The sequence below is a fragment of the Rhodococcus sp. KBW08 genome (genome assembly GCF_003852455.1).
GTDB classification, from domain to species: Bacteria; Actinomycetota; Actinomycetes; order Mycobacteriales; family Mycobacteriaceae; genus Rhodococcus_F; species Rhodococcus_F baikonurensis.
The window spans coordinates 638,277-662,069 of sequence record NZ_QAJJ01000018.1; the positions used below are offsets into that span (position 1 = coordinate 638,277).

The 23,793-nt window shown below is 62.9% G+C and carries 7 protein-coding genes; 5 read left to right on the top strand and 2 right to left on the bottom strand.

Annotated elements, in window-relative coordinates:
- The first annotated feature begins 60 nt into the window (after nucleotides 1-60).
- Entirely contained in the window at nucleotides 61-16,275 is a 16,215-nt protein-coding gene (locus DBV08_RS26810) for a non-ribosomal peptide synthetase (protein WP_124569405.1), read from the top strand.
- A 349-nt stretch (nucleotides 16,276-16,624) separates the two neighbouring features.
- Here the strand turns inward: DBV08_RS26810 and DBV08_RS26815 are convergent, their stop codons facing one another.
- Nucleotides 16,625-17,194 carry a DUF5655 domain-containing protein gene (locus DBV08_RS26815; RefSeq protein WP_124569406.1) on the bottom strand — a complete coding sequence of 190 codons (570 nt, stop codon included), beginning with the start codon at nucleotides 17,192-17,194 and terminating at the stop codon, nucleotides 16,625-16,627.
- A 41-nt stretch (nucleotides 17,195-17,235) separates the two neighbouring features.
- A complete protein-coding gene (locus DBV08_RS26820; RefSeq protein ID WP_095969946.1) occupies nucleotides 17,236-17,889 on the bottom strand; it encodes a GNAT family N-acetyltransferase in 654 nt (217 codons plus the stop codon).
- A gap of 123 nt (nucleotides 17,890-18,012) precedes the next feature.
- Between DBV08_RS26820 and DBV08_RS26825 the strand changes: the two genes are divergently transcribed.
- The 4 genes from DBV08_RS26825 (at nucleotide 18,013) to DBV08_RS26840 (ending at nucleotide 23,761) form a co-directional block, all read left to right on the top strand.
- A complete protein-coding gene (locus DBV08_RS26825; RefSeq protein WP_185564923.1) occupies nucleotides 18,013-19,410 on the top strand; it encodes an MFS transporter in 1,398 nt (465 codons plus the stop codon).
- Entirely contained in the window at nucleotides 19,407-20,972 is a 1,566-nt protein-coding gene (locus tag DBV08_RS26830; protein WP_124569408.1) for an aminotransferase class V-fold PLP-dependent enzyme, read from the top strand. Before DBV08_RS26825 ends, DBV08_RS26830 begins: the two co-directional genes overlap by 4 nt.
- Before the next feature lie 117 nt (nucleotides 20,973-21,089).
- Nucleotides 21,090-22,421, top strand: a complete 1,332-nt coding sequence (locus DBV08_RS26835) for a cyclopropane-fatty-acyl-phospholipid synthase family protein (RefSeq protein WP_124569409.1) — start codon at nucleotides 21,090-21,092, stop codon at nucleotides 22,419-22,421.
- 20 nt (nucleotides 22,422-22,441) lie between these two features.
- Nucleotides 22,442-23,761, top strand: a complete 1,320-nt coding sequence (locus DBV08_RS26840) for a lipase family protein (RefSeq protein ID WP_095970018.1) — start codon at nucleotides 22,442-22,444, stop codon at nucleotides 23,759-23,761.
- Nucleotides 23,762-23,793: the final 32 nt, after the last annotated feature.

The window sequence follows — 23,793 nt, forward strand, 5'->3', positions numbered from 1 at the left end:
CACGTGATCAGCCACCGAACGTTCGTGAAAAACAAGGCTGGTGAAATGTGAGGTGACGGGTTGAGTGCTTTTCCGTTGTCTCGGGCTCAGCTCGCGCTGTGGTTCGCGCAGCAACTGAGTCCGTCCACTCCGTTCGTGGTGGCTCAATACGTGGAACTACGAGGACCGGTTGACGTCGACGCGCTGATCGAGGCAACGAACACGGCATGTCATGAATTGGAGTCGGCGTTCGTTCGCCTCGTCGCGACGGACGCCGAGCCGCACCAGGTCGTCGACCACTCCATCGTCGACGATCTCGAATACCTCGACCTGCGTAGCGACGACGACCCGGTTCAGCGCGCGAACGAGTGGATGACAGCGGAATACTCACGGCCACTTGACGTGATGTCGGATCGTCTTATCTCGGCGACCTTGCTTCAGCTGGCAGAGAACCACTTCTACTGGTACTCGCATGCCCATCACCTCGTGCTCGACGGACTTGCGGCGATGACACTCACCATGCGAGTGGCCGAGCGCTATTCGCACCGTGTCCAGGGCACGGCGCTGTCTCCTTTCGCTGGTCTGGGGGTACGCGCTCTGCATGACCTCGATGTCGACTACCGATCCTCTGCGCGATATCGATCGGACAAGCAGTACTGGACGGAGATGTCCGAGGGGCTGCCTCGCCCGGTTCGTCTGGCCGAGGGCGCCGGGCTGACGTCGATGCCGCAGCGCATGATGGTTCAATCACTTAATCAATCACTTGCACAACAGCTTTCGAGTATCGCCGGGGAGTGGAACACGTCGGAGGTGGCGATCCTCGTCGGTGCATTCGCGTCCTATCTCGGCCGGATGGCCGATTCCGACGACGTAGTCCTGAGCTTGCCGGTGTCCGGCCGCACCACCGCGAAGTCGAGACGTTCAGGCGGAATGCTGTCCAACATCGTGCCCGTCCGTGCGCAACTGGAACGGGACATGTCGCCGCAGGAGTTGGTTCGGCAGATCTCGGTGCAGATGACCGGCGCGCTGCGGCATCAGCGATTTCGCTACGAGGACATGGGTTTCCAGGGAGATCGGGGCGGATCCCGCGAGTCGGCGGGTCCGGCCGTGAACGTCATGATGTTTCACAAGGCGATTCGGCTCGGTGACGTCGTCGGTGAGTTTCACGTCCTGACATCCGGACCCACCGAAGACCTGTTCTTCAGTATCTATCCCTCGATCGCGGGGGAAAACCTTCGACTCTCCTTCGAAGCCAATCCGCGTCTGTACAGCGAGCGCGACCTGGCGATGCACCATCGTCAGTTCGTCCGACTACTCGAGGGATTCCTCGACTCTGCCACTCGTACGCTCGGCGACCTCCGCGTCCTCGCAACGGACGAACTGGAAGATCTGGTCCCCGCGCTGGGTCGGCAGGCAGACACGTTCGCAACGCTCGGCGTTGTGCTCGAGGAAGGCTTGGCGCAGGGGAGTGCGGTCGCGATCCGCGAGCAGGGTGTGGACGTCACCTACGCCCAGCTCAGTGCCCGCGTGGAGGCACTGTGCGCCTTGCTCAGGGAGAACGGCGTCGGCCGAGGTGACGTCGTCGGGATTCTCGTCGAGCGCTCGACCGATTCGGTAGTCGCGTTTCATGCAGTAGTGCGGACCGGTGCGGCCGTTCTCTTCGTGGATCCTCGAACACCCTCCGAGCGTGTCACTTTCATTCTCGACGATGCCGACGTGTCCGTCGTGGTCGGGAACGGTCCGGTGGACGTGCCGGCTTGGATCTGCGTCGTGAATCCCAACCTCGACGAGACGGTCCACGAGACTGTCGACGGGCCGATCGATCGAGGATCGGGGACCGGTTCATGCGTCGCCGACGTGTCCCTGGAGGACACCGCCTACGTGATCTACACCTCGGGATCGACCGGTCGGCCGAAGGGCGTCGCGGTCACGCACCGAGGCATCTCGCCGTTGCTGCGTTCTCACTCACGGCGACTGAAGATCGATAGTTCTTCCCGCATCGCGCTGCTGGCGGCTACTTCGTTCGACGTGGCGATCCTCGAAATTCTGCTTGCACACGGCTGCGGCGCGACCGCCGTGATCGTTCCTCCTGGATTGATCGGTGGAGTGGACCTCGAAGACTATTTGCGGCTCGAGGGTGTCACGCACCTGATCTCGACACCGTCGGTTCCGCTGACGATGGATCCTCGGAAACTGCCGGATCTTCGAATGTTGAACGTCGGCGGCGAGCGACCGCCGGCCGCGCTGGTGGATGCGTGGTCGAGTCATGTCGACCTCGTGAACTCGTATGGACCTAGTGAAGCAACCGTCGCGGCATTCATGAGCGAACCTCTGGAGTCTGACGGCGATACGCCGATCGGGCGTCCGATCGACGGCGTTGCCGCTGTGGTGTTGGATTCGTTGTTGCGTCCGACTCCGGTCGGCGCAGCGGGTGAGCTGTACGTGATGGGGCCAGGACTGGCGCGCGGGTACCTTGCGCCGACGCTGACCGCGGAGCGATTTGTCGCCGCGCCATTCGGTGCCGGCGGCGCCGGCGAGCGCATGTACCGCACCGGCGACGTGGTTCGGTGGAACGACGCCGGTCAACTCGAGTTCCTGGGCCGTTCCGACCAACAGGTGAAGATCCGTGGAGTACGCATCGAACTGGGCGAGATCGAGGCTGTGCTCTTGTCCACGCCTGGCGTCGCGCAAGCAGCGGTGATCGAGTGGGCGGGGTCCATCGCGGCGTATGTGACCGCGACGGAACTCGGGGATGGCAGACCTCATCCATTGAGTCAGGCGATGGTGCTCGATCACCTGACTTCCCTACTCCCTCGTTCCATGCTTCCGAGTTCGGTGACGATTCTGGCAGCGTTGCCCGTCACAAGCCATGGAAAGACAGACCGATCAGCGCTTCCTGAACCGACGTCTTCTGCGGTCGCCGAGCAGCGCGCGGCGGCGCACCGTCCGATCGAGTACGACGAGGAATTGATTGCCTCGGTGATGGCCGAGGTCCTCGGCGTCGGAGTTCTCGGACCGCACTCCGATCTGTTCGCCTGGGGCGGTAGTTCTCTCGACGCCGTGTATGTCGCTGCTCGCGTCAGTTCCGCCTTCGGGAGAAGGGTGGGTGTCAGGGATGTGTTCGGTGCCCCGACGCCGGCGCAGTTGGCCCGGAAGATCCGTGAGGGTCGGGCGGAGTGGGTGGTGGAGCCCGAGCGCATTTCGGGCGACGTCATCGTGGAAATCGCTCCGGCGCAACAACGTCTGTGGCTTCTCAACCGTCTGGATCCGCAGTCGTCGGCGTACAACATCGCGTTCGAGGTCACGTTCAGCGGTGCGCTGGATGCAGTGGCGATGAGCGCGGCGGTTGGTGACCTGACCGATCGCCATCTCGTTCTGCGTACGGTGTTCTCGTTCGACCAGAATCACGACGCGTGGCCGATCCAAGCACCATCCGCGGGGTCCGTGACCCTGATCGAGGTTCCGTCCGCGGATTACGACTCCGCGTCAGCGGATTTGGTTGCGGCAGGGTTCGACCTGTCGACCGATGCGCCGCTTCGTTTGATCCTCACCTCGGACAGCGATCTCGACCACCGCTTGACCGTGGTTGCGCATCACATCGCCTTGGACGGCCTTTCGTTTGCAACGATCGTTTCGGATCTCATCGCGGCGTACGACGCCCGCGCCGACGGGCGATCGCCGACCTGGCCTTCGACCTCGCTCGACCACCGCGACTATTCCGCTTGGCACAGAACCGTTCTCGGTGATCCTGCGGATCCGCAGAGCTTGGCTGGGCGGCAGTTGGAATTCTGGTCCGGCGCCCTCGCGGGCGTTGATCCGACTCTTGCTCTCCCCGCGGACAGGTCCCGCCAACCGGGCCGGCCGGCGTCGGCGCGAGACCTGACGTTCGAGTTGCCCGCGCCCGTCCATGCGGCGCTGAACGAGATCGCCAGAGCCCACGACTGCACTACTTTCATGGTGTTGCACGCCTGCCTTGCGATCGCGCTGAGCAAGATCACCGGTGCGCCCGACATTGTCATCGGAACGCCGACCTCCGGTCGAACGCATCCTTCGTTCGACGGCGCCGTCGGTATGTTCGTCGGCACCGTGGCGCTGCGAACGCTCCTTCGCGGCGCAGAGACTTTCGGTGAGTTCTTGAGTCGGGTGCGCGAGGTCGATGTGGCGGCTCTGTCCAACGCCGACGTCCCGTTCGACTGGGTGGTCGAGCACGCGGTCGGTGGGGCCGCAGGAGAGAAGAATTCGTTCCTGCGCGTGGTTCTTGCCGTCGATCCGCTGTCCTCGATTCCCGAGATCGCGTTGGGAGCGATGACGGCCCACGGCGCTGCGCTGCCCCCGGCACACCCTCGTTTCGATCTCGAAGTGACGGTGCGCGAAGACCGCACGGTTGACGGCGACACGAACGGTATTCACGGCATCTTCCGGTTTGCCGACGATCTATTCGATACGGCCACCGTAGGCGGCTGGGTCGAGCGACTGCGCCGAGTGTGCGACTCGGTATCCGAGAACTCGTCGATCCTGTTGCGTGACATCGATGTTCTCAGTACCGCGGAGCGTGAGGAGCTGCTGGCTTGGGCGCCGGCGCCGGCGCCGGCAAGTGTCGCGCAGTCGCTGCCGGACCTGTTCGGGGCCGTCGCAGCGCGGCGTCCGAATGCAACCGCCGTGACGAGTGGAGACAGTCGCGTCACCTATGACGAGTTGCGAGTCCGCTCGGAGGTGCTTGCTGCCGTCTTGATCGATCGAGGAGTTCGAGTCGGGGATCGCGTGGCAGTCGCCCTGCCTCGATCGGTCGACCTCGTCGTAGCCATTCTCGCAGTCGTCCGCGCGGGCGCCGCCTATGTACCGATCGACGTGCAGTATCCCGACGCTCGTATCCAGTACATTCTGGCCGATGCACGCCCGACGTCGATCTTGTCGACGGCCGAATCAGCTGTGCGGTTCGCCGGGTACGACCAACCTGTCATCTTCGTGAACGAGACGAGTGGCACGACTGCCGACTGGCCTGTTGCGCATTCGGAGTCCGCCGCCTACGTGATCTACACCTCGGGATCGACCGGAGCGCCCAAAGGCGTTGTGGTGTCTCAGGGAAACGTGTTGGCTCTTCTCGCCTCGACACGCGAGATCTTCGCCTTCGGGCCCGAAGACGTATGGACGATGTTTCATTCGTACGCATTCGACTTCTCGGTGTGGGAAATGTGGGGTGCTCTGACCACCGGCGGATCCGTGGTGATCGTGGACAGTGACGTCGCACGCTCACCCGAAAAATTCGTGGATCTGATTGTGCGGGAACGAGTCACCGTTCTCAATCAGACGCCGGCCGCGTTCTATGCGTTGGCGGAAGTTGCAGAAGAAAAGCCGCTTCCGCTCCGGTCGATTGTTTTCGGCGGTGATCGTCTCGACTTCGGGCGCGTCCAGACATGGTTCGAACGGCACCCGAATGTGCGCGGCGTCAACATGTTCGGTATCACCGAAACAACGGTCCACGTAACGAGTTTCGAGCTTTCGTCCGGCGACGAGGCTGCCTCGCCGATCGGATCTCCGCTACCAGGACTGCGCGGCTACGTACTCGACGCGTCGTTGAAGCCTGTCCCGCCGGGATCTGTCGGCGAACTGTACGTTGCCGGTCCGCAGGTGGCCGAAGGCTATCTGGGGCAGCCCGGGACGACGTCTTCGCGATTTGTGGCTGAACCCGGATTCGACGGATCGCGGATGTACCGCAGCGGCGATCTGGTCCGTTGGCGAGCCGGTCGACTCGAATACGTCCACCGCGCCGACGGTCAGGTTGCCTTGCGTGGTTACCGCGTCGAACCGGGTGAGGTCGAATTCGCACTACTGGCTCACCCGTCGGTGTCGCAGGCCGCGGTGATGGTGCGAGAACTCGACAGCGGACCGACCTTGGTCGGTTACATCACGCCGGAGAGCGGGCACGACCTCGATGACGTGTTACGGACAGCTCGTTCGTTGTTGCCCGCGCACATGGTCCCGTCGGCTTTGATGCCGCTCGCGTCTCTACCGGTCACGATCAACGGCAAAATCGACCGAGCATCGCTGCCGGACCCGACGTCGCTCACGCAGTCGTCTCGGCAGTCGCGAGACTTCTTCGAGCAGACAGTCGCAGCCATCCTGAGCGAATTGATGGAAGTTCCGCATGTAGATCCGGTTCGTGATTTCTTCGATCAAGGGGCCAATTCCTTGACCGCCACTCGGCTCTCGTCGCGTGTGAACGCCGTTCTGGGCAGCAACCTCGATGTCCGCGACGTGTTCGAGCACCCGTATGTCGATCAGTTGGCCGGCATCGCTGCTGCCCGAATCGGCACGGGGCACGCGTCTCTGTTGTCTTCGGTACCTCGTTCGGGCGTTGCGGACGTGCAATTGTCGGCTTCCCAGTATCGAATGTGGATCCTGAACCAGCTGGATACAGAGTCCGCCGGATACAACATCCCGATCGTAGTGCGACTGACGGGTGAATTGGACGTAGCTGCAGCCGAATTGGCAATTCGGGACCTGATCGATCGCCATCGCACTCTGCGGACCGTGTACCCGGTTGTCGGTGAGCGCCCGGTTCAGAAGGTGCTCGACCTCGAGGTGGCGAGTCCGCGTCTTCAGCTCGAGGTACTGGCCGGCGACGATGCCGGGAATGCCATTGCAGGACTGGTGGGTTCGGGATTCGACGTCACCGTGGATCCGCCCGTACGGGCGGCGCTCTTCCAGGTTTCACCGGACGAACACGTCCTGGCCGTCGTAGTCCATCACATTGCCGCCGACGCTCGATCGCTGGAAGTGTTGGTACGTGACTTCACGCTCGCGTACCTCGCTCGCTCGGAGCAGCGCGCTCCGCAGTGGTCGCCACCGGCGCTCGAATACTCCGATTACACTGCCTGGCAGATAGAAGCGGGGATTCCGGACACGGTTTCCAGCTACTGGAAGCAGGCTCTCGAAGGTCTTCCCGAGCAGGTGACACTACCCCTGGACCGCCCACGCTCGCCGTCGGCCCGTGCGTCGAGTCGTCGGGTCGAGATCTCAGGTTCGGTACGTGAGGGCCTGCAATCAGTGGCACGATCGAACAACGCGACTATCTTCATGGTTGTTCACGCTGCTTTCGCGGCACTGCTGGCGAGGTACAACGGCAGCAGTGACGTGGTTGTCGGCACCGTGGTCGCCGGACGCGTCGCACCTGAACTCGACGACCTCGTCGGCATGTTCGCCGGCACGATTGTTCTCCGAACCGAAGTCGATCCGTCGAAGTCGTTCGGACAGTTGGTCGAGCAAGTTCGTCAGCGCGACGTAGCGGCGTTCGCGCACGCAGAGATGCCCTTCGAATCGCTGGTCGATCTGATCGACCCGCCACGATCGCGTTCGCGACACCCGTTGTTCCAGGTGGCGCTCTCGTTCCAGACAGCCCATTCCGCTACGTGGTCGTTGCCAGGGTTGACGGTTACGCAGATTGCGCCTGAGGTCAGGCAGGCGAACTTCGATCTGCAACTCAACGTCGTGGACGAGGGGATCGGGGGCGGACTCGGTCTCGAATTCGTCTACAACGCTGATCTATTCGACGATCAGACAGTGTCGAGCTTTGCGAGTCGGTTCGAGCGCGTCCTGAATCACGTGTCGATCGACCCGGACGTCGTCGTCGGGGGAATCGACCTTCTTGATCGTGCGGAACGAGCACTTCTCGTCCCCGCACACGGCGCGGCCGAACGTCCCGATCCATCTCGGCGTTCCGGTGCGACGCTTGCCTCGATGCTGCGATACGGGGTCGAATCCGCTCCGGATGCCGTAGCTGTCGAGGGCGAGGGCAACACACTCACTTACCGGGACCTCGATGCACAGTCGGATGTTGCGGCCGACGAGTTGCGTTCCGGGGGAGTCGGAGTCGACCACGTCGTTGCCTGGACTGCCGATCGGTCCATCGCGTCGATCGTGCGATTGTGGGCGATCGCGAAGGTCGGTGCGGCGCCGGCATTGGTGGACCCGGAACAGCCGCAGGCGCGAGTACGTGAAGTCCTCGAGACACTGGGCTCACCGAACGACGGCACTGCAGGCGGTTTCGCGGACGGTGGAAGCGCGCGTGAACATTCCGACAGCCTGACGGCTTACGTGGTCTTCACCTCGGGAACGAGCGGAACGCCGAAGGCTGTGGTCGTGACCAACGGCGGGCTCGGTGTGATCGGCCAAGACCTGCCCGCTCGATTCTCGGCCGGGCCAGGTTCTCGCGTATTCCATCGCGGCGCGCCAGGGTTCGACATGACGTTGCTCGAGGTGCTCATTGCGAGTGCGTCGGGGGCGACGCTCGTCCTTGCAAAGAACGACGAGTTGTTCGGCTCGGCACTCGCCGCAGCACTCGGGCGCGAGCGAATTACTCATCTCTGCGCCACACCTACTGTCGTCGCCTCGATCGGCGATCCGGCGCTGCCGGACCTTGCAACGGTGATGTTCGGGGGCGAGCGACTCGGCGGCGCCTTGGCGAAGCGCTGGCAAGCCGGACGCAGAGTGATCAACGGATACGGACCTGCCGAGTCGACGATGTATTCGCTTGCTACCGAGCCTCTGTCGGTTGAACAACTGTCATCTGACACTCACGACGGATCCGTCGGGTATCCACTGGCCGGGGTCGACGCCGTCGTGCTCGATGATCGACTCGAACCGGTGCCGCCGGGAGTCGCCGGCGAACTGTATCTCTCAGGTCGAATGCTTGCGCGCGGTTACGCCGGGCAACCTGCCCGAACTGCGGAACGATTCGTGGCAACGAGTTCAGGCGTCCGGATGTACCGAACCGGCGACCTGGTGATGTGGAAGCCTGAAATCTCCACATCCGAAATCTCCACATCCGATGGCAACACGTATCGCCTGCACTATCTCGGGCGAACCGACTCGCAGGTGAAGGTCAATGGTGTCCGGATAGAACCGGGCGAGATCGAGGCAGTCATTCACTCTGTCGCGAACGTCGATTTCTGCGTCGCCGGGGTACGGACGACCGAAAGTGGAAGTCCGCTCTTGGTCGCCTACGTGAGAAGTTCAGGCGCGGAGAGAGTTGACACGGGTGGACTGCGCGCCACCGTTGCAGAACTCCTTCCGACGTACATGGTTCCGCATGTCGTCGTCGACCTCGACCTCGACCTCGAGGGCGAGCTTCCGATGCGGAACGGCAAGGTCGACTTCGCCGGTCTACCGTTGCCGGCGCTCGATGCTTCCCGAACCGAGGGCCCGGACACCGCCACCGAGCACCTGGTGGCTGAGGCCTTCGCCGCGGTTCTGGGCGGCGACGGGGGCGATCGCGACGCAGACTTCTTCACGCTCGGGGGCAACTCGCTGTCCGCTGCCGAGGTCACCTCACTCCTGAGTAGTTCTCTGGGACGAGTTGTTCCGCTGAGGACCGTATTCGAGCATCCAACAGTTGCGGCGTTGGCGGCCCGGCTCGATTCGCTCGAGCGGAGCAGCACGGCGACCGATGTTGTCCGACTGGAACCGCGCCGCGACCCCACGCCCGCACCCCTGTCACGGAACCAGCGCTCGATGTGGGTACTCAACCAGCGGAACACGGCGAGCGGTGCGTACAACCTGCCGATCTGCATCGAGATCGACGGTGAACTGGACGTGCCCGCGCTGCGTCAGGCAATGACGGATCTTGTCGGCCGACATGACGTCCTCAGAACCCGGTATCCGGGCACCCCACCGGTTCAGGTGGTAGATCCTCCGTCCGCCGTGACAGTGGAAACGCGACTGGTCGGCGACATCGAGGTCGAGGCCCTGCTGCAAGAGTTCGGCTCGCGCGGTTTCGACGTAGCAGCAGACCTGCCGGTGCGCTGGATGCTGCTCCAGGTGTCACCGGTCAGGCACGTTCTGGCAGTGAGTTTTCATCACATCGCAGTCGACGGGGTGTCGATGCGAACGGTGGTCGGCGACCTGCTGACCGCTTACGGCAAGCGACGAGTGGGACTGGATCCGCAATGGTCTCCGCTGCCGATCCAGTACGGGGATTTTGCCGCGTGGGAGGCAGCACGTGACGTTTCCCCTGTCGTCGAAGAGTTCTGGCGCCGAACGCTCGACGGTGTGACATCTGTGTCGCCGCTGACGGTGGATCACTCTGATGGCGGGCCGGATTCCGTGGCGCAGCGAGTGAACTTCGTGATACCAACCGTCATCACCTCGGCACTGCAGGCGCGAGCCGACCGCTTGAAGGTCTCGCTGTTTGCGGTGGTTCATGCGGCGTTGTCCGTGGTGCTTGCCAAGCTGAGTGGAAATCCCGATGTCGTGATCGCGACAGCTGTCGACGGACGGCGGACGCCTCAGCTCGACGGCGTGGTCGGCATGTTCGTGGATACGGTGCCTCTTCGCCTTCGGGTCGACGGGGATGTGCCGATCGATCTTCTGATAGGTGCAGCTTTCGACGCTGATGTGGCTGCGTTCGAAAACAGCTCTGTTCCTGCCGAATTGGTTGGTGATGTGCTCGGCGGACGAACTCCGCAGGTTGCGCTCGGTCTGCAGAATTTCGCGGTTCCTGCCGTGGAGGTGGCGGGTCTGAGGATCGAGGCTCGCGAAATCGAGACCGCAACGACGAAGTTCCCCATGCATGTCTCGTTCTCACCCGCTGTCGACGGATCATTGACCGGCGCTGTCATCTATGCCGCGAGCGCTTTCGATCCTTCGAGCGCCGACGCAGTTACTCGACAACTGTCGAGAGTGCTCGCCTCGATCGCCGAGGATGTGCCTGTACTCGTTTCGGATCTCGCGGTGGGCACGGCGCCCAGTTGGGCTGCTGTCGACGTCGATTCGTCCCGGACACTGACCGACATCTTCACCGCCACCGCGGCGCGATTCCCGAACAACGTTGCTCTCGACGACGGACAGCGCACGGTGACGTATGCCGAACTCGACTCTGCCTCGGATGCGCAAGCCTGGGAACTGGTGGCTCGCGGAGCGGGACCTGGTGCGGTGTACGAGATTCCGGCGGTACGGACTATCGCGTACCTGGTCCGAATGTTGGCGATCTCGAAAACGGGCGCGGCATTCGTGCCGATCGACCCCGACCTGCCGCCGGCACGGTTGAAGCAACTGCGCACAGTGCTCGTCGACCGCAGTCCCGTTCCAGGTCGGCAGTATCCGGATTCAGTCGCGTACGTTGTTCACACGTCCGGGTCGACTGGTGAACCGAAAGGCGTTGCAGTTACGCACCGAGGACTGGGCCTGCTGACCGACGATGCTGTCCGGAAGTACGGCGTGACGTCGGACTCGGTTGTGCTGCACGGATACAAACCGACGTTCGATGCAGCGATCCTCGAGATGATGTTGGCGATCGGCGCCGGGGCTACCTTGGCTGTCGCTCCTCGCGAGGCTTTCGGCGGACGGGCACTCGAAGAATTCGTTGCAGAACGCGGCGTCACTCACATGCTGTCCACTCCAGCCGTACTCGACACGATGGCTCCGGAGCGGTTCGATTCGTTGGAGGTGGTGGCAGTCGGTGGCGATGTGCTCTCACCGTCCACCGCGCGTGCGTGGAGTCGCCGCGCGCGGATGCTCAATGCGTACGGACCGACGGAATGCACGGTGGTCACGACTGTCGCCGAGGTGGATCATCGGGTCACCATCGGAGTCCCGCTCGCCGGAATCGGTGCCGAGGTACTCGATACTCGACTAAGTCCGGTGCCGTGGGCCGGGATCGGTGAGTTGTATGTCAGCGGGCCCGGGCTTGCGATGGGCTATGCCGGAGATCCCGCCGGCACCGCCAGCTCGTTCATCGCAGCACCAGGGGGACGCCGACGTTATCGGACCGGTGACCTGGTCCACCGCCGCACGGATGACACGCTCGGATTCGTCGGACGCTCCGACCGCCAGATGAGCGTGCGCGGAATCCGCGTCGAGCCTGCCGAAATCGAATCAGCTCTGCGTCGATGCACGGGCGTCGAGGCCGCTGCGGTTGTCCTCGTCGACGAGATCGCCGTTGCGTGTGCGGTCGGCGATTGTTTGGAATCGGATCAGCTGACAATCGAGTTGGCCTCGATGTTGCCTGCGTATTTGATGCCCGGCCGAGTTGTCGTGCTGGAGTCGATCCCACTCACGTCGAACGGAAAGTTGGACGCAGATGCGTTGCGGCGCCACGTGTTCGAGAGCCAGGCGCCCGATGCCGCAGTGACGGTCTCGGAGGAACTCGTCACCGCTGTCATGTCGGAACACGTGTCCGGAAGTTTCGGCGCTCTGCACAACCTGTTCGAATCAGGTGGTGATTCGTTGGCAGCGGCAGCGGTGGCAGGTCGACTTGCCTCGATCTTCGCGCGGGATGTGCCCGTTCGCGCGGTCTTCGACAATCCGTCGCCGCGAGCGATGTCTCAGTGGCTGTCGGCAAGCGCGACCGATGACAAGCGCCGCGAACTGACTCGACGTGATTCTGGCATGCCGGCACCTCTGGCGCCCTCGCAACAACGACTTTGGCTGATCAATCAGCTCGAGCCGGAATCGACTGCGTACAACCTGACGTTTGCAGCGGTCCTGGCAGACGAAGTCGATCGTTCGGTCTTGCGCAGCGCCCTCGGTGACGTCGTCGATCACCATGCCGTATTGCGAACTGTGTTTGTTCCGGGTGAATTCGGTCCACAACAGGTTGAAATGGGCTCTGTCGCATTCGATCTCACGACAGTGTCCGTCGACGATCTCCAAGCGAGCGCTCGGGCTTTCGCGACTGTGCCGTTCGATCTCGAACGCGATGTTCCGTTCCGGGTGCGTGTATTCACCGAGGATGACGGAGTCGACTCTGCAGGAGTGACTGTCCTGGTGATTGTGGTTCACCACATTGCCGTCGACGGTGCGTCGATGGACCCGATCCTGGCCGATTTCGCGTCAGCCTTCGAGGCCAGGGCTGTTGGAAAGGAATGGGTCCGCTCCACTGACGGAGTCAGCTACGGCGACTACAGCCACTGGGCGCGAGAGAGTTTGGGTGACCCCGAGGATTCTCTCAGCGTGGCTCACCGGCAACTCGACTATTGGTCGAGCGCACTTCGTGGCGTCGAGGATGTGCTGGCTCTACCCGTCGACAACCCCCGGAGTGCCGTGTCTTCACGATCCGAGGAGATGGTGACGGAAGTCCTCGACGGCGCCACCTACGACGCGTTGTCGGCGTTGGCTCGTTCACATGGCGTCACGGTATTCATGGTCGTCCACAGCGTGATCGCCGTACTGCTCGCCCGCGAGTGCGTCACGGACGACGTCGTGGTGGGAGCAGCTGTGAGTCTGCGGAACGATCCGGCGCTACTGAACGTCGCCGGCATGATGGTGGGCACCGTCGCATTGCGCACGAGAATCAACTCCGCCGACCGCTTCACCACGGTGTTGGACGAGGTGCGCCGCGTCGATCTGGAAGCAATGGCGAACGCGGACGTCTCGTTCGACGACGTAGTCGCGAGGGTCGATCCGCCGCGCAGGATGAACGAGCATCCGCTGTTCACGGTCATGCTGGCCTATCGACGAGCGCTCGACGTGCCGCAGATCGACGGCATCACCGTCTTCGACATCGACAACGCAGGGTCCTCGACCGGCTACGACTTGACGTGGGACCTGGTCGACACCGGTGACAGTCTGACGATTCGATTGCTGTATGCCACGGACAAGTTCCGCGAGTCGACCGCGGAACTGTTCATGCAGCGGGTGGCACGTGTCACCGAATCAGTGACAGGTGAACCCGAGATCGTGGTCGGGGAGATCGAATTGCTGTCCAGTTTCGAACGCTCGGCGCTGACGGCTGCGAATCCTCGCCATGTCGAACCGCTGACGATTGCGGACATATTCGAACGCGCGCTGCGGCAGGTACCCGACGGCATCGCGCTGGAGGAGAACGGCCGGCGCTGGACCTATCGCGACCTGCACGAGGAGTCGTCGTACTGGGCGCGCGAGTTGGTGGTCCGAGGAATCGGACCCGATGACGTGGTGGCCGTTGCGCTCGGGCGCGGGCATCTGTGGATCGTTGCGTTGTGGGCGGTAGCGCGGGCAGGCGCAGCGTGGCTGTCGCTCGATCCGGCGCTGCCGACAGCGCGTCGGCAGACCATGATCGAGGAGTGCGGTTCGGTTGTCGGTTTGACGGCGGACGGTGCGGCCGCAAGTCTGCCTGCCTGCGTCGAGTGGCTGTCAATGGATGAATCCCGCACTGCGAGTGAGCCTGCCGCGGTTTCGGCGAGTAGGGCTGACCTAGACAACCTTGCCTACGTCATCTACACGTCGGGTTCCACGGGAAGACCCAAGGGTGCCGAGGTTTCACACCGCGGAATCATGAATGTCTGCACCGCGCACGCCGAGATCGCTCAGCTCGATCGTGGCCCCCGCGTCCTGCAATTGGCGTCGTCGACGTTCGACGCGTCGGTGATCGAGATCCTTCTCGCGGCTGCAGGGTGTGGAACGTTGATTCTGGCTCCTGACTTCGTCTACGGGGGAGAGGAACTCACGAATCTGGTGGTAGCCGCCGACGTCACGCATTTGATCGTGACGCCGACCGTCCTGGCCACGATCGATCCGGATGCAGTACCCCCGCTGATCGTCGAATCGATGGGGGAACCACTCTCTGCCCGTCTTGCGTCGGCTTGGTCGAGCCGACATTGCATCGTCAACGGATACGGACCGACCGAATCAACGATTGCGGCATCGATTTCCGCTCGGATCACTGACGGGGACGTCACTGTCGGCACCCCGGTACCTGGCACGACGGCATTTGTTCTCGATCAGAGGCTCCGACCGGTTCCGGATGGCGTTGAGGGAGAACTATTCCTCGCCGGTGAGAATGTGGCACGCGGGTACGTCGCCTCCCCGGGTCTGACTTCCGAGCGTTTTGTTGCCAATCCTCACGCGGTGGGGACTCGGATGTATCGCACGGGTGACCTCGTGCGTCGTAGGCGTCACGACCGAGCGCTCGAGTACCTGGGTCGCAACGACGCACAGGTGAAGGTGCGGGGTGTCCGCGTGGAACCGGCGGAGGTCGACGCGGCTCTGTCAAGCCATGGAGCAGTGACCTTCTCGGTAACCGTTGTCGCTGACGACGGACACGGATCCGCTGAACTCCGTTCGTATGTGACGTTGGCGGAAAACGGTTCGGCGACGGAATCGGAGCTTCGCGGGTTCGTCTCCGGCCTGCTGCCGAAGCACCTGCTGCCTTCGTCGGTGACGGTAGTGGGCGAGGTACCGTTGCTCGCTTCGGGGAAGATAGACGCAGCGGCACTTCCTGCTCCTGCACCCCAGCTAGGGTCGAGTGTGGATCGACCTGTCTCGGATACCGAACGTCACGTGGCACAGGCATTCGAAGGTGTGACCGGCGCGAAGTCGGTCGGTCGCTACGACGACTTCTTCGAGCTCGGCGGGACATCCATGGGTGCAGTTCAAGTGGCTTCGCGCTTGCGTGAGACCTTGAACAGGGAATTCCCGGTTCAATGGATTTTCACCGATCGAACTGTGGCGGAGCTTGCGTCTCGGATGGACCTCGTTCATGACGATGTCTTCGAGGGTGATTCGCTTCATTCGGATCCGCTGGACACGGTCGTCATGCTCGGCGGCGACCCCGACGACCAACGGCCGCCGTTGTTCTGTGTGCATCCGGTCAGCGGAATTGCCTGGTGCTACGCCGGACTCGTCGGTCACTTGCGGGGTCGACGGGTGTACGGAATCCAGGCAACGGGTGCAGGTGAATTGCCAGGCACGGTGGCGGAGTTGGCGTCGGGGTACGTCGATGCCGTACGGACGGTGCAGCCGTCGGGTGAATTCCATCTGCTGGGCTGGTCAGCCGGCGGAACGATCGCTCTCGAGATGGCGAGCCAGCTCGAAGAGGCCGGCGATCTGGTCGGTTCGGTCGTGTTGCTCGACGCGCTGCTGCCCGAGATGATGCCGTCTGTGCAATCAGCCCCGAAGCCTTCCGAGTTGTTCGCGCAGATCGGACTGGCAGAGGTCGAAACTGATTCTGCGCCAGTGACTTTTGCGGAGGTTGCGGCAGAGATCCGACGGCAGACCGATATGGATTTCCTGACCGATACTGTTCTGGAATCGGTAGTGGGGCGGGTGGAAAAGCTGTCACGGATCGTTCGGGATCACGGGCCCAGACCCTATTCGGGCTCGGTGGAACTGTTTGTGGCGCAGCACGATCTGCCTGAGCATCGTCACCTGGTCGAAAAGTGGTCCGAACTGGTAGGGCCGTTGCGGGCGTACCTGGTCGACTGCTCTCACTCGGAAATGTCGAGCACGGAGGTGTTGGCGGAGGTCGCCCACGTTCTCGTCGGCGATCATGGCGGTGACGATTCCGATTCGAAGGATCGCAATCATAGTGGGGTGCAATAGATCTAACGGGCCGGGACTTTGGTCCGGAATTGTCACCCTCAGGGTCCCCCCACTTATCTTTGGCGAGAAGAATCTGTAGCATTTCCCTTGTGGCAGTAAGCCATTCAGAAACTATCTCCGGAGGATCGTATGTTGGGTTCCCTTTTTTCCATCAGCTCTGAAATCGGTGTCCCGTCCGTCGACGCGCTCTTCGAGGCTGCTCGGACCATCATCGGCGCGCTCTTCGGCCTGAGCTGACACGTCGCAGCGACCTTCCCCGCGGTGAAGAAAGTCCCTGTTCTCCGACAAGGAGAACAGGGACTTTCGTGCAGCCTGCCGGTCAGCGGCTGCGTGGCGGTGAGTGAGTGTCCTACCGGCCGTTCTGCTGATACGCGATCGCTATCAGCGATCCGACTTCGTCGTTCACGTCCTCGGTGCTGGTGAGCCCGATCTTGTGACTCGACTGCCCGGGTGCTTTGGCCGGCACCAGAAGTTCGGAACCGGGGGCCTCGACGAAACGTAGTCCGAGGTCGACTCGGGCTTTGGTGGCCGCTGCGATGGCAGCGAATTGGCGAGCGCGAACAAAGGGCGTGTAGGTTCCGCGGCCTTCGACTCGAACATCGGTTCCGAGTTCTTCGATCAGACGTCGGGCTGCATCGAAGATGGGTCGCAGCGCCGCCTTCGGGCCGCTGTACTGCTGGTCGATGTACTGCTCGACGGTCGGCTCCACCCATCCAGCCTGTTTGGCGGCCTCGAACGCGATTGCCCACTGCGTATTCTGCGGTACACCGTGCTCTGCTTTCAGCCACTTGCGGACTTTGTTCTGATCGAGCGGGTCGACCCCGGACGTCCGTACAGCCTCGACCCATTCTTCGAGAGTGCGCCCGGTACGGTCGCGCATGGACGAGGTGACTGCGGCCATCATGTCGGAGGGTTCCATGCGTCCGTTCTACCGGTTGTCGCTGTGCACGGGTAGCTCGCTCAATCGATGCCCAGCATCGCCTTGAGCGCGTCTGCGCCGGTCACTTCGACGGGATACGGCGGTGCGACAAAATCTTCGCGGCTGAGGGTGAAAAGTCGACGTACGGTCATACGACCGTCGGCGGACAACTCCTCGACCGTGCCGTCCGCGCGGTACCCGACTTTGGCCGACACAGTGATCGAGGCAGGGTTGTCCGTGAACGCCGACGACACGACGCTTCGTGCGCCCAAAGAGTCGAATGCGAATGCGCAGATTGCCTGTCGGGCAAGAGTGCCGATACCCCGGCCTTGGAAGCCTCGCCCGATCCACGAGCCGGTTTCTCCGGTACGACTTTCAGGGAAGTCCGTCGCGGCGAACGCCTGGCAGCCGACGATTTCTCCGTCGACGACAATGGCTGTCTCGAATTTCCAGTCGGCCATGGTCATCGCTCCGCGGACCGACCAGTGGTATTGGATGAATCTTCGCGACACTTCGTCGGGAGTGCCCACCGTCCAGGGGACGAGAAACGGCATCTGTTCGGCAGGGTGAATGCCGGCCCGCACCAGCGCAGCGAGTTCGGGGAAATGGTCGTCGCGCACGGGGACCAAGCTGACGGGCCCACACGTGATCGTGACTCCGTACGGAGGCCAGATCTCTGTCAGTGGATCAACCATCGTCTGCAGGCTTTCGTTCGTGTGCGAATCGGGTCACAGTCTGGCATGCCGGGCCCGTCCGAGTGAGGGACTTCTGGTCATCGAGATTCTTTTGCCCTCGCGGTGCCGAGTCGTGACATTAGTGTGTGGACGGTGACTACAGACAAACCGGTACGTCTTCGTGAAGATAGATCGCCTGACAGGCTTTCGCGCGGCGTGGTAGCCGGATATGCAGCGGGAAGTGTCGGTACGGGCGGCTTCGGCGTGCTTCCAGGTCTGGTACTGGCGTACTACCTGACCGACACGCTCGGGGTAGCCGCGGCGCTCGCCTCGCTCGTGGTCATCGTCCCGAAAATCGCCGACGTGCTGATCGATCCGCTGATCGGGTCGATCAGCGATCGAAGCTCCCATCGAACTGGTACGCGAGTGCCACTCATGCTCGCAGGCGCTCTGGGGCTGCCGTTGCTCTTCATCCTCACGTTCTCAGCCCCCGTGTCTGCCGGCCCCGGAGTCGGTGCGTTGTGGGTGCTCGTCTTCTTCCTGCTCGCGGCCAGTGCCTACAGCCTCTTTCAGGTTCCGTACATCGCGTTGCCGACCGAGCTGACCGGCGATTACCACGAGCGCACTCGTTTGGTATCGGTTCGAATTGCGGTGCTGGCCCTGACAATTCTGGTCATCGGCGCTGGTGGACCGGAACTTCGCGATGCTGCCGGGGGCGGAGCACGCGGTTATCTGGTCATGGCGATCGGGGTGTCGGCGCTCATGTGTGGGGCAATGATCTGGGCAGTTCGCGGAGCGGCGCGCCACACGGTGACTCAAGCGGACGCGCCGGTCGGTTCGTTGCTCGCGCAATACCGGGACGGGTTCGACGCGATACGACGTACCCGCGCGTTCCGATTGCTGGTCATCGTCTTCGTGCTTCAGGCTCTTGCCACCGCTGTGATGTTGGCGGGTGCGCAATATCTGGCGACCTACGTGATGGGCAACGAAGGCGCGCTCACCGGTCTGTTCGTTGCACTCGTCGGACCAGCTCTCGTCGTCATGCCTCTGTGGTACCGGTTCTCGCATCGGTACGGAAAGCTTCGCGGTTACGTCGTGTCTTCCATCCTGTTTGTCGTCGCGACTGCGTTGTTGACGCTGGCGGCTGTCGACGCCGGGTCGTGGATCTACGGTGCCGTCGCTCTTGCCGGCGTTGCCTACGCAGGGATGCAGGTGTTTCCGCTGGCGATGCTTCCGGACGTCATCGAGGACGACGCGCGAATCGGTGGACGCCAGCGTGGTGGTTCGCTCAGCGGTATCTGGACCGCCTCGGAAACCGCGGGCCTTGCCCTGGGGCCCGCGGTGTTCTTGGGTGTACTCGCGGTCACCGGCTTCGTCTCGAAAACTGCGGGCGAGACTGTCGTGCAACCGCAATCAGCGCTGACCGGAATAGCTCTCGGCTTCTCGGTCGTGCCGGCGATCCTGGTTGCGATCAGCCTGCTCGTATTGCGGAATTACCGCACCGAACAAGAATCCACTCACGAGAACGTAGGTGAACGATGAGTTCCACTCAGGCCGAGGAACTTCAGGGCAAGAGCGCAAACCTCGAGAAGAGGGCGGCCGACATCTTGACTCGTTTGCGTTCGCTTCGTGAGCAGGACGCTCCGACGCACGGCGGCCGGGTTCTGTCGTACGTGTACGACAGCGGCCTCGCAGCGCTCGACGAGTTGGCAGCGGACGCAGCTCGACTGGTTCAGCCGGTCAACGGTCTCGACCCGACCGTGTTCCCGTCCACCGCGGTGATGGAGCGTGAGTTGGTTGCGTTCGCTCGCGAGTTCCTCCATGGAGCTCCAGGCACAGCCGCAGATAGATCCGCGGATACAGACACAGATGGCGGTGAGGTGGTTGTCGGCAATGTCACCAGCGGCGGAACGGAGAGTTGTGTGTTGGCCGTCAAGGCAGCTCGCGACTTTCGTGGGCTCCCGCCGGGTGAGGGTTCGCTGGTTCTTCCGACCACCGCGCATGCCGCTTTCCACAAGGCAGCGCACCTACTCGGACTGGAACTCATCCTGGTACCTGTAGATCCCACGTCGGGGCGCGTGGGCGCACACGATATTGCGACGGCAGTTCGGAAGGACACGGTTCTGATCGTCGTCTCTGCGCCCAATTACCCGTTCGCGGCGCTCGACCCGATCGCCGAGGTTGCGAAAGTTGCCCGTGCACAGTCGATTCCACTGCATGTCGACGCCTGCATCGGTGGCCTTGCGTTGCCGTGGTGGGGTGATCTGCCGCCCTGGGATTTCCGGGTGCCTGGTGTCACCAGTATGTCGGTCGACTTCCACAAGTACGGATACTCACCCAAAGGCGTCTCGGTCTTGCTGCACCGAGGGCGCGACCTGCATCGCAAGCAGTATTTCGGACTCACGGACTGGCCGGGGTATCCGGTGGTCAATCCCACCCTTCTCGGTTCCAAATCCGTTGCTGCGCTGGCCGGAGCGTGGGCGATCTCGCAAGTTCTCGGTCAATCGGGATACGCCGAATTGGTGTCCCGAGCTCAGCGGGCGACGCGCGCGCTGATCGACACGGTCCAGAGCATCGACGGGCTTCGCGTCGTGGGCACGCCGGTGGGGCCGCTGTTCGCGGTCGCCACCGACGATTCCGTGCCGCTCGAACGTCGAGTCGATCCGCATCGCTGGGTGAGTGCCGTCGGTGCCCGGGGTTTCGTCCTTCAGGGGCAGCCGGCGTCGACGCAATCCGACGGGACGACGTTGCCTCGAACCACCCACCTGACCGTCACCCCGGTGACGGAGTCCGTGCTCGGCGAGTTGACTAGCGCGCTCGTCCTCGGCGCCGACGACGTTCGCGGCTCGGCGGCAGCCTCGGCGCCGCCGGCCCTGGCAGAGTTGGCCGGAGCATTCGAACGTGGCGATGTCACCGTGGCCGATGTTCTCGCGTTGCCCAGTGACGCCGTCGCGGCGGCGTTGACGTCGGCGGGGCTGGATCCTCGGGGTTCTTCTGATTCTCCGCTGGACATGGCGGCAGTCCTCGCGGCGGTGGAATCGTTGCCCCGCGAGGTCACGAAGCGCCTGCTGGTGGAATTCCTGGCCGGACTGGTGGAGCCGTGAGGAACGGGAAACCTCGATGAACACTGCCCGAAACTCGGACAAATGGCGCGAAAGATTTGCGAATCGGGCGTAAGTTTTCTGTCATCGGCTAACCATCTTTTGTCGGAGGGTTGATTTGTGACTGGCGCCGCGACCAAGATTCTGACGGTTTTCGAGGACGTGATCGGGGTTCCGCTTCCGATTCGGGTGCGGTGTTGGGACGGTTCGGAAGCAGGTCCGCCTGACGCCGCTGCGCAGGTACATTTCCGGAATCGGCGTGCCCTACGCCGAGTCCTGTACTCTCCCAACGAATTGGGGCTGGCGAGGGCGTACGTGTCCGGTGATCTGGACGTAGACGGCGATATCTTTGCGCTCCTCGATGTCCCGGATCTGGTCACGCGGCTCGGTGAGAATCGATTGTCGGGCTTGCCGCTGCGCTCGATCGTGCGCGCCGCCGGTACGTTCGCCGGCTTGGGGGCACTGGGTCTACCGCCATCACCTCCGTCGATCGAGATGCGTCGTAAGCGCGGCACGCGGCACAGCAAGGCACGGGATTCGGCTACCGTCTCCCATCACTATGACGTCGGGAATCGCTTCTACGAACTGTTTCTCGGGCCGAGCATGGTCTATTCGTGCGGGTACTGGCCGGAGGGGGTCGAATCCCTCGAAGCCGCTCAGTTCGCGAAGCTGGACCTGATTTGCCGCAAGCTCGATCTGAAGCCGGGAATGCGACTGCTCGACGTCGGCTGCGGTTGGGGATCGATGGCATTGCATGCTGCCCAGAACTACGGCGTCGACGTTGTCGGGGTGTCACTGAGTAACGAGCAGGTCGAGTACGCCAAGGGACGAGTTGCCGACGCGGGTCTGACCGATCGTATCGAGATTCGAGTGCAGGACTACCGCGACGTCGACGACGGACCGTACGACGCGATTTCGAGCATCGGCATGTCCGAGCATGTGGGCCTTGCCAATTTGCCGGTGTACACGGCAAAACTCCATGAGCTGCTCGTGCCCGAGGGGCGTCTTCTCAATCACGCCATCGCGGCGGTGAAGTCGTTGTCGGACAAGGTCGATGACGGATCCAGTTTCATCGACCGGTACATCTTCCCGGACGGCGAGATACTTCCGCTGAGTAAAACCATTGATGCGCTGGAACTTTCAGGGTTCGAGACGCGTGACAGCGAAGCATTGCGCGAGCATTACGCCTTGACGCTGCGCGCATGGGTCGAGAACCTGCGCGAGAACTGGGACGCGGCAGTCCTTCAAGTCGGTGCTCCCCGGGTCCGAACCTGGTTGCTGTACCTCGCGGCCAGTGCGCTGGGTTTCGAGGAGCCGCACCGGCTTACGATTCATCAGGTTCTGGCCGTCAAAACAGGGGATCGGGGGGCCAGCGGCATGGCCCGCTCACGTGAGAGTTGGTACCGACCGATTGAAGTCCCGCAGATCGAAACCGGTCCGCGTATCGACTGAGGCCTATACGTTGGATGTCCATGAGCACCCGGAAGGTTGTCCTCGCGGCAGTGAAGATTTCGGCCGTTGCGGTATCGGCGCTTCTGCCGACGTCGCTGCTGTTCACACCGATGTCGAACGCCGAACCTGCGAACGATTTCTACGACGCGAGTCCGGGTGAGGTCGGTGATCCGGGTTCGGTGATTCGGACGGAACCACTTCCGCTTGCCGGTGCAGTCGGCGGAGTGCCTGGTGTGGGGACTCGGATTCTGTATTCGAGTACCGATACCCACGGTTCCAAGGTTGCTGTGTCGGGCTCGTACCTGGAGCCGGCTGCCCCGTGGTCAGGAGCGGGCCCGCGCCCGACCGTCGTGATCGGTCCGGGCACGCAGGGCCAAGGTGATCAGTGCGCGCCGTCGAGGATGTTTCCCACTGCCGGTCAACTCCGCCTGGCGGAACCCGGGAATCCGTCGAACTACGGTGCCGGTGTGGACAGTGTCGGTGTCAACTACGAGTCCGCTTTTGCATTTGCTTTTCTTGCTCAGGGCGTTCGCGTGTTCGTCACCGACTACATCGGACTCGGAACACCCGGCGTCCATACCTACGTCAATCGCGCCGAGGAAGCCCATGCGATGTTGGACGGTGCACGCGCTGCCCGAGCCCTGGCGAAGGCAGGAGTGGACGATCCGATAGCGCTGTGGGGCCATTCGCAGGGCGGCGGCGCCACTGCCGCTGCAACCGAACTCGCACCCGAATACGCGCCTGAGTTGAATCTGGTCGGGAGTTACGCGAGCGCGCCCCCGGCGGACCTGGCAAGCGTTCTGCGTCATATCGACGGTACCGGTCTGATGGCTGCGATCGGCTACACGATCAACGGCGTCCTCGACCGATATCCCGCCGCCCGAGAGCCAATCGAGTCTCGACTCAACGACTACGGCCGGTCCGTGCTCGCCGACGTCGCCGGGCAATGCCTCATCGATTCCCGAACCAAGTACGGGAAGCAGTCGACGGCGTCGTGGACCACAGACGGCCGACCCCTCGCCGATGTTGTGGAATCGGTACCGGAGATCCAGCAGGTGATCGAGGAACAACGCATCGGGCGGCGAACCCCGGCGTCGCCGATCCTGGTCAACGGGGCGCTCAACGACGACTTCATCCCGTACGAGCAAACCCGGCGCCTGGTTCAGGACTGGTGCGCGCGCGGAGCCGAGGCGACGTTGTTCACCGACACCCTGCCTGCAGTGAATCCGGGGAGCGGTAACAACCACCTCGCGCCGGCGGTAGCGGATTTCGGTGTCGGATTGCAGTACGTGCTGGACAGATTCAACGGTAAGCCCTTGGTCGACACGTGCAACGCCTGAGACACCTGCTTCTCGATTACCCTGCGGCGTAA

What these genes read in the sequence shown, in the direction of transcription:
- DBV08_RS26815 (WP_124569406.1), bottom strand. Translation starts at nt 17,194, where the DNA reads ATGGAACCCTCCGACATGATGGCCGCAGTCACCTCGTCCATGCGCGAC.
- DBV08_RS26820 (WP_095969946.1), bottom strand. Translation starts at nt 17,889, where the DNA reads ATGGTTGATCCACTGACAGAGATCTGGCCTCCGTACGGAGTCACGATC.
- DBV08_RS26830 (WP_124569408.1), top strand. Translation starts at nt 19,407, where the DNA reads ATGAGTTCCACTCAGGCCGAGGAACTTCAGGGCAAGAGCGCAAACCTC.
- DBV08_RS26840 (WP_095970018.1), top strand. Translation starts at nt 22,442, where the DNA reads ATGAGCACCCGGAAGGTTGTCCTCGCGGCAGTGAAGATTTCGGCCGTT.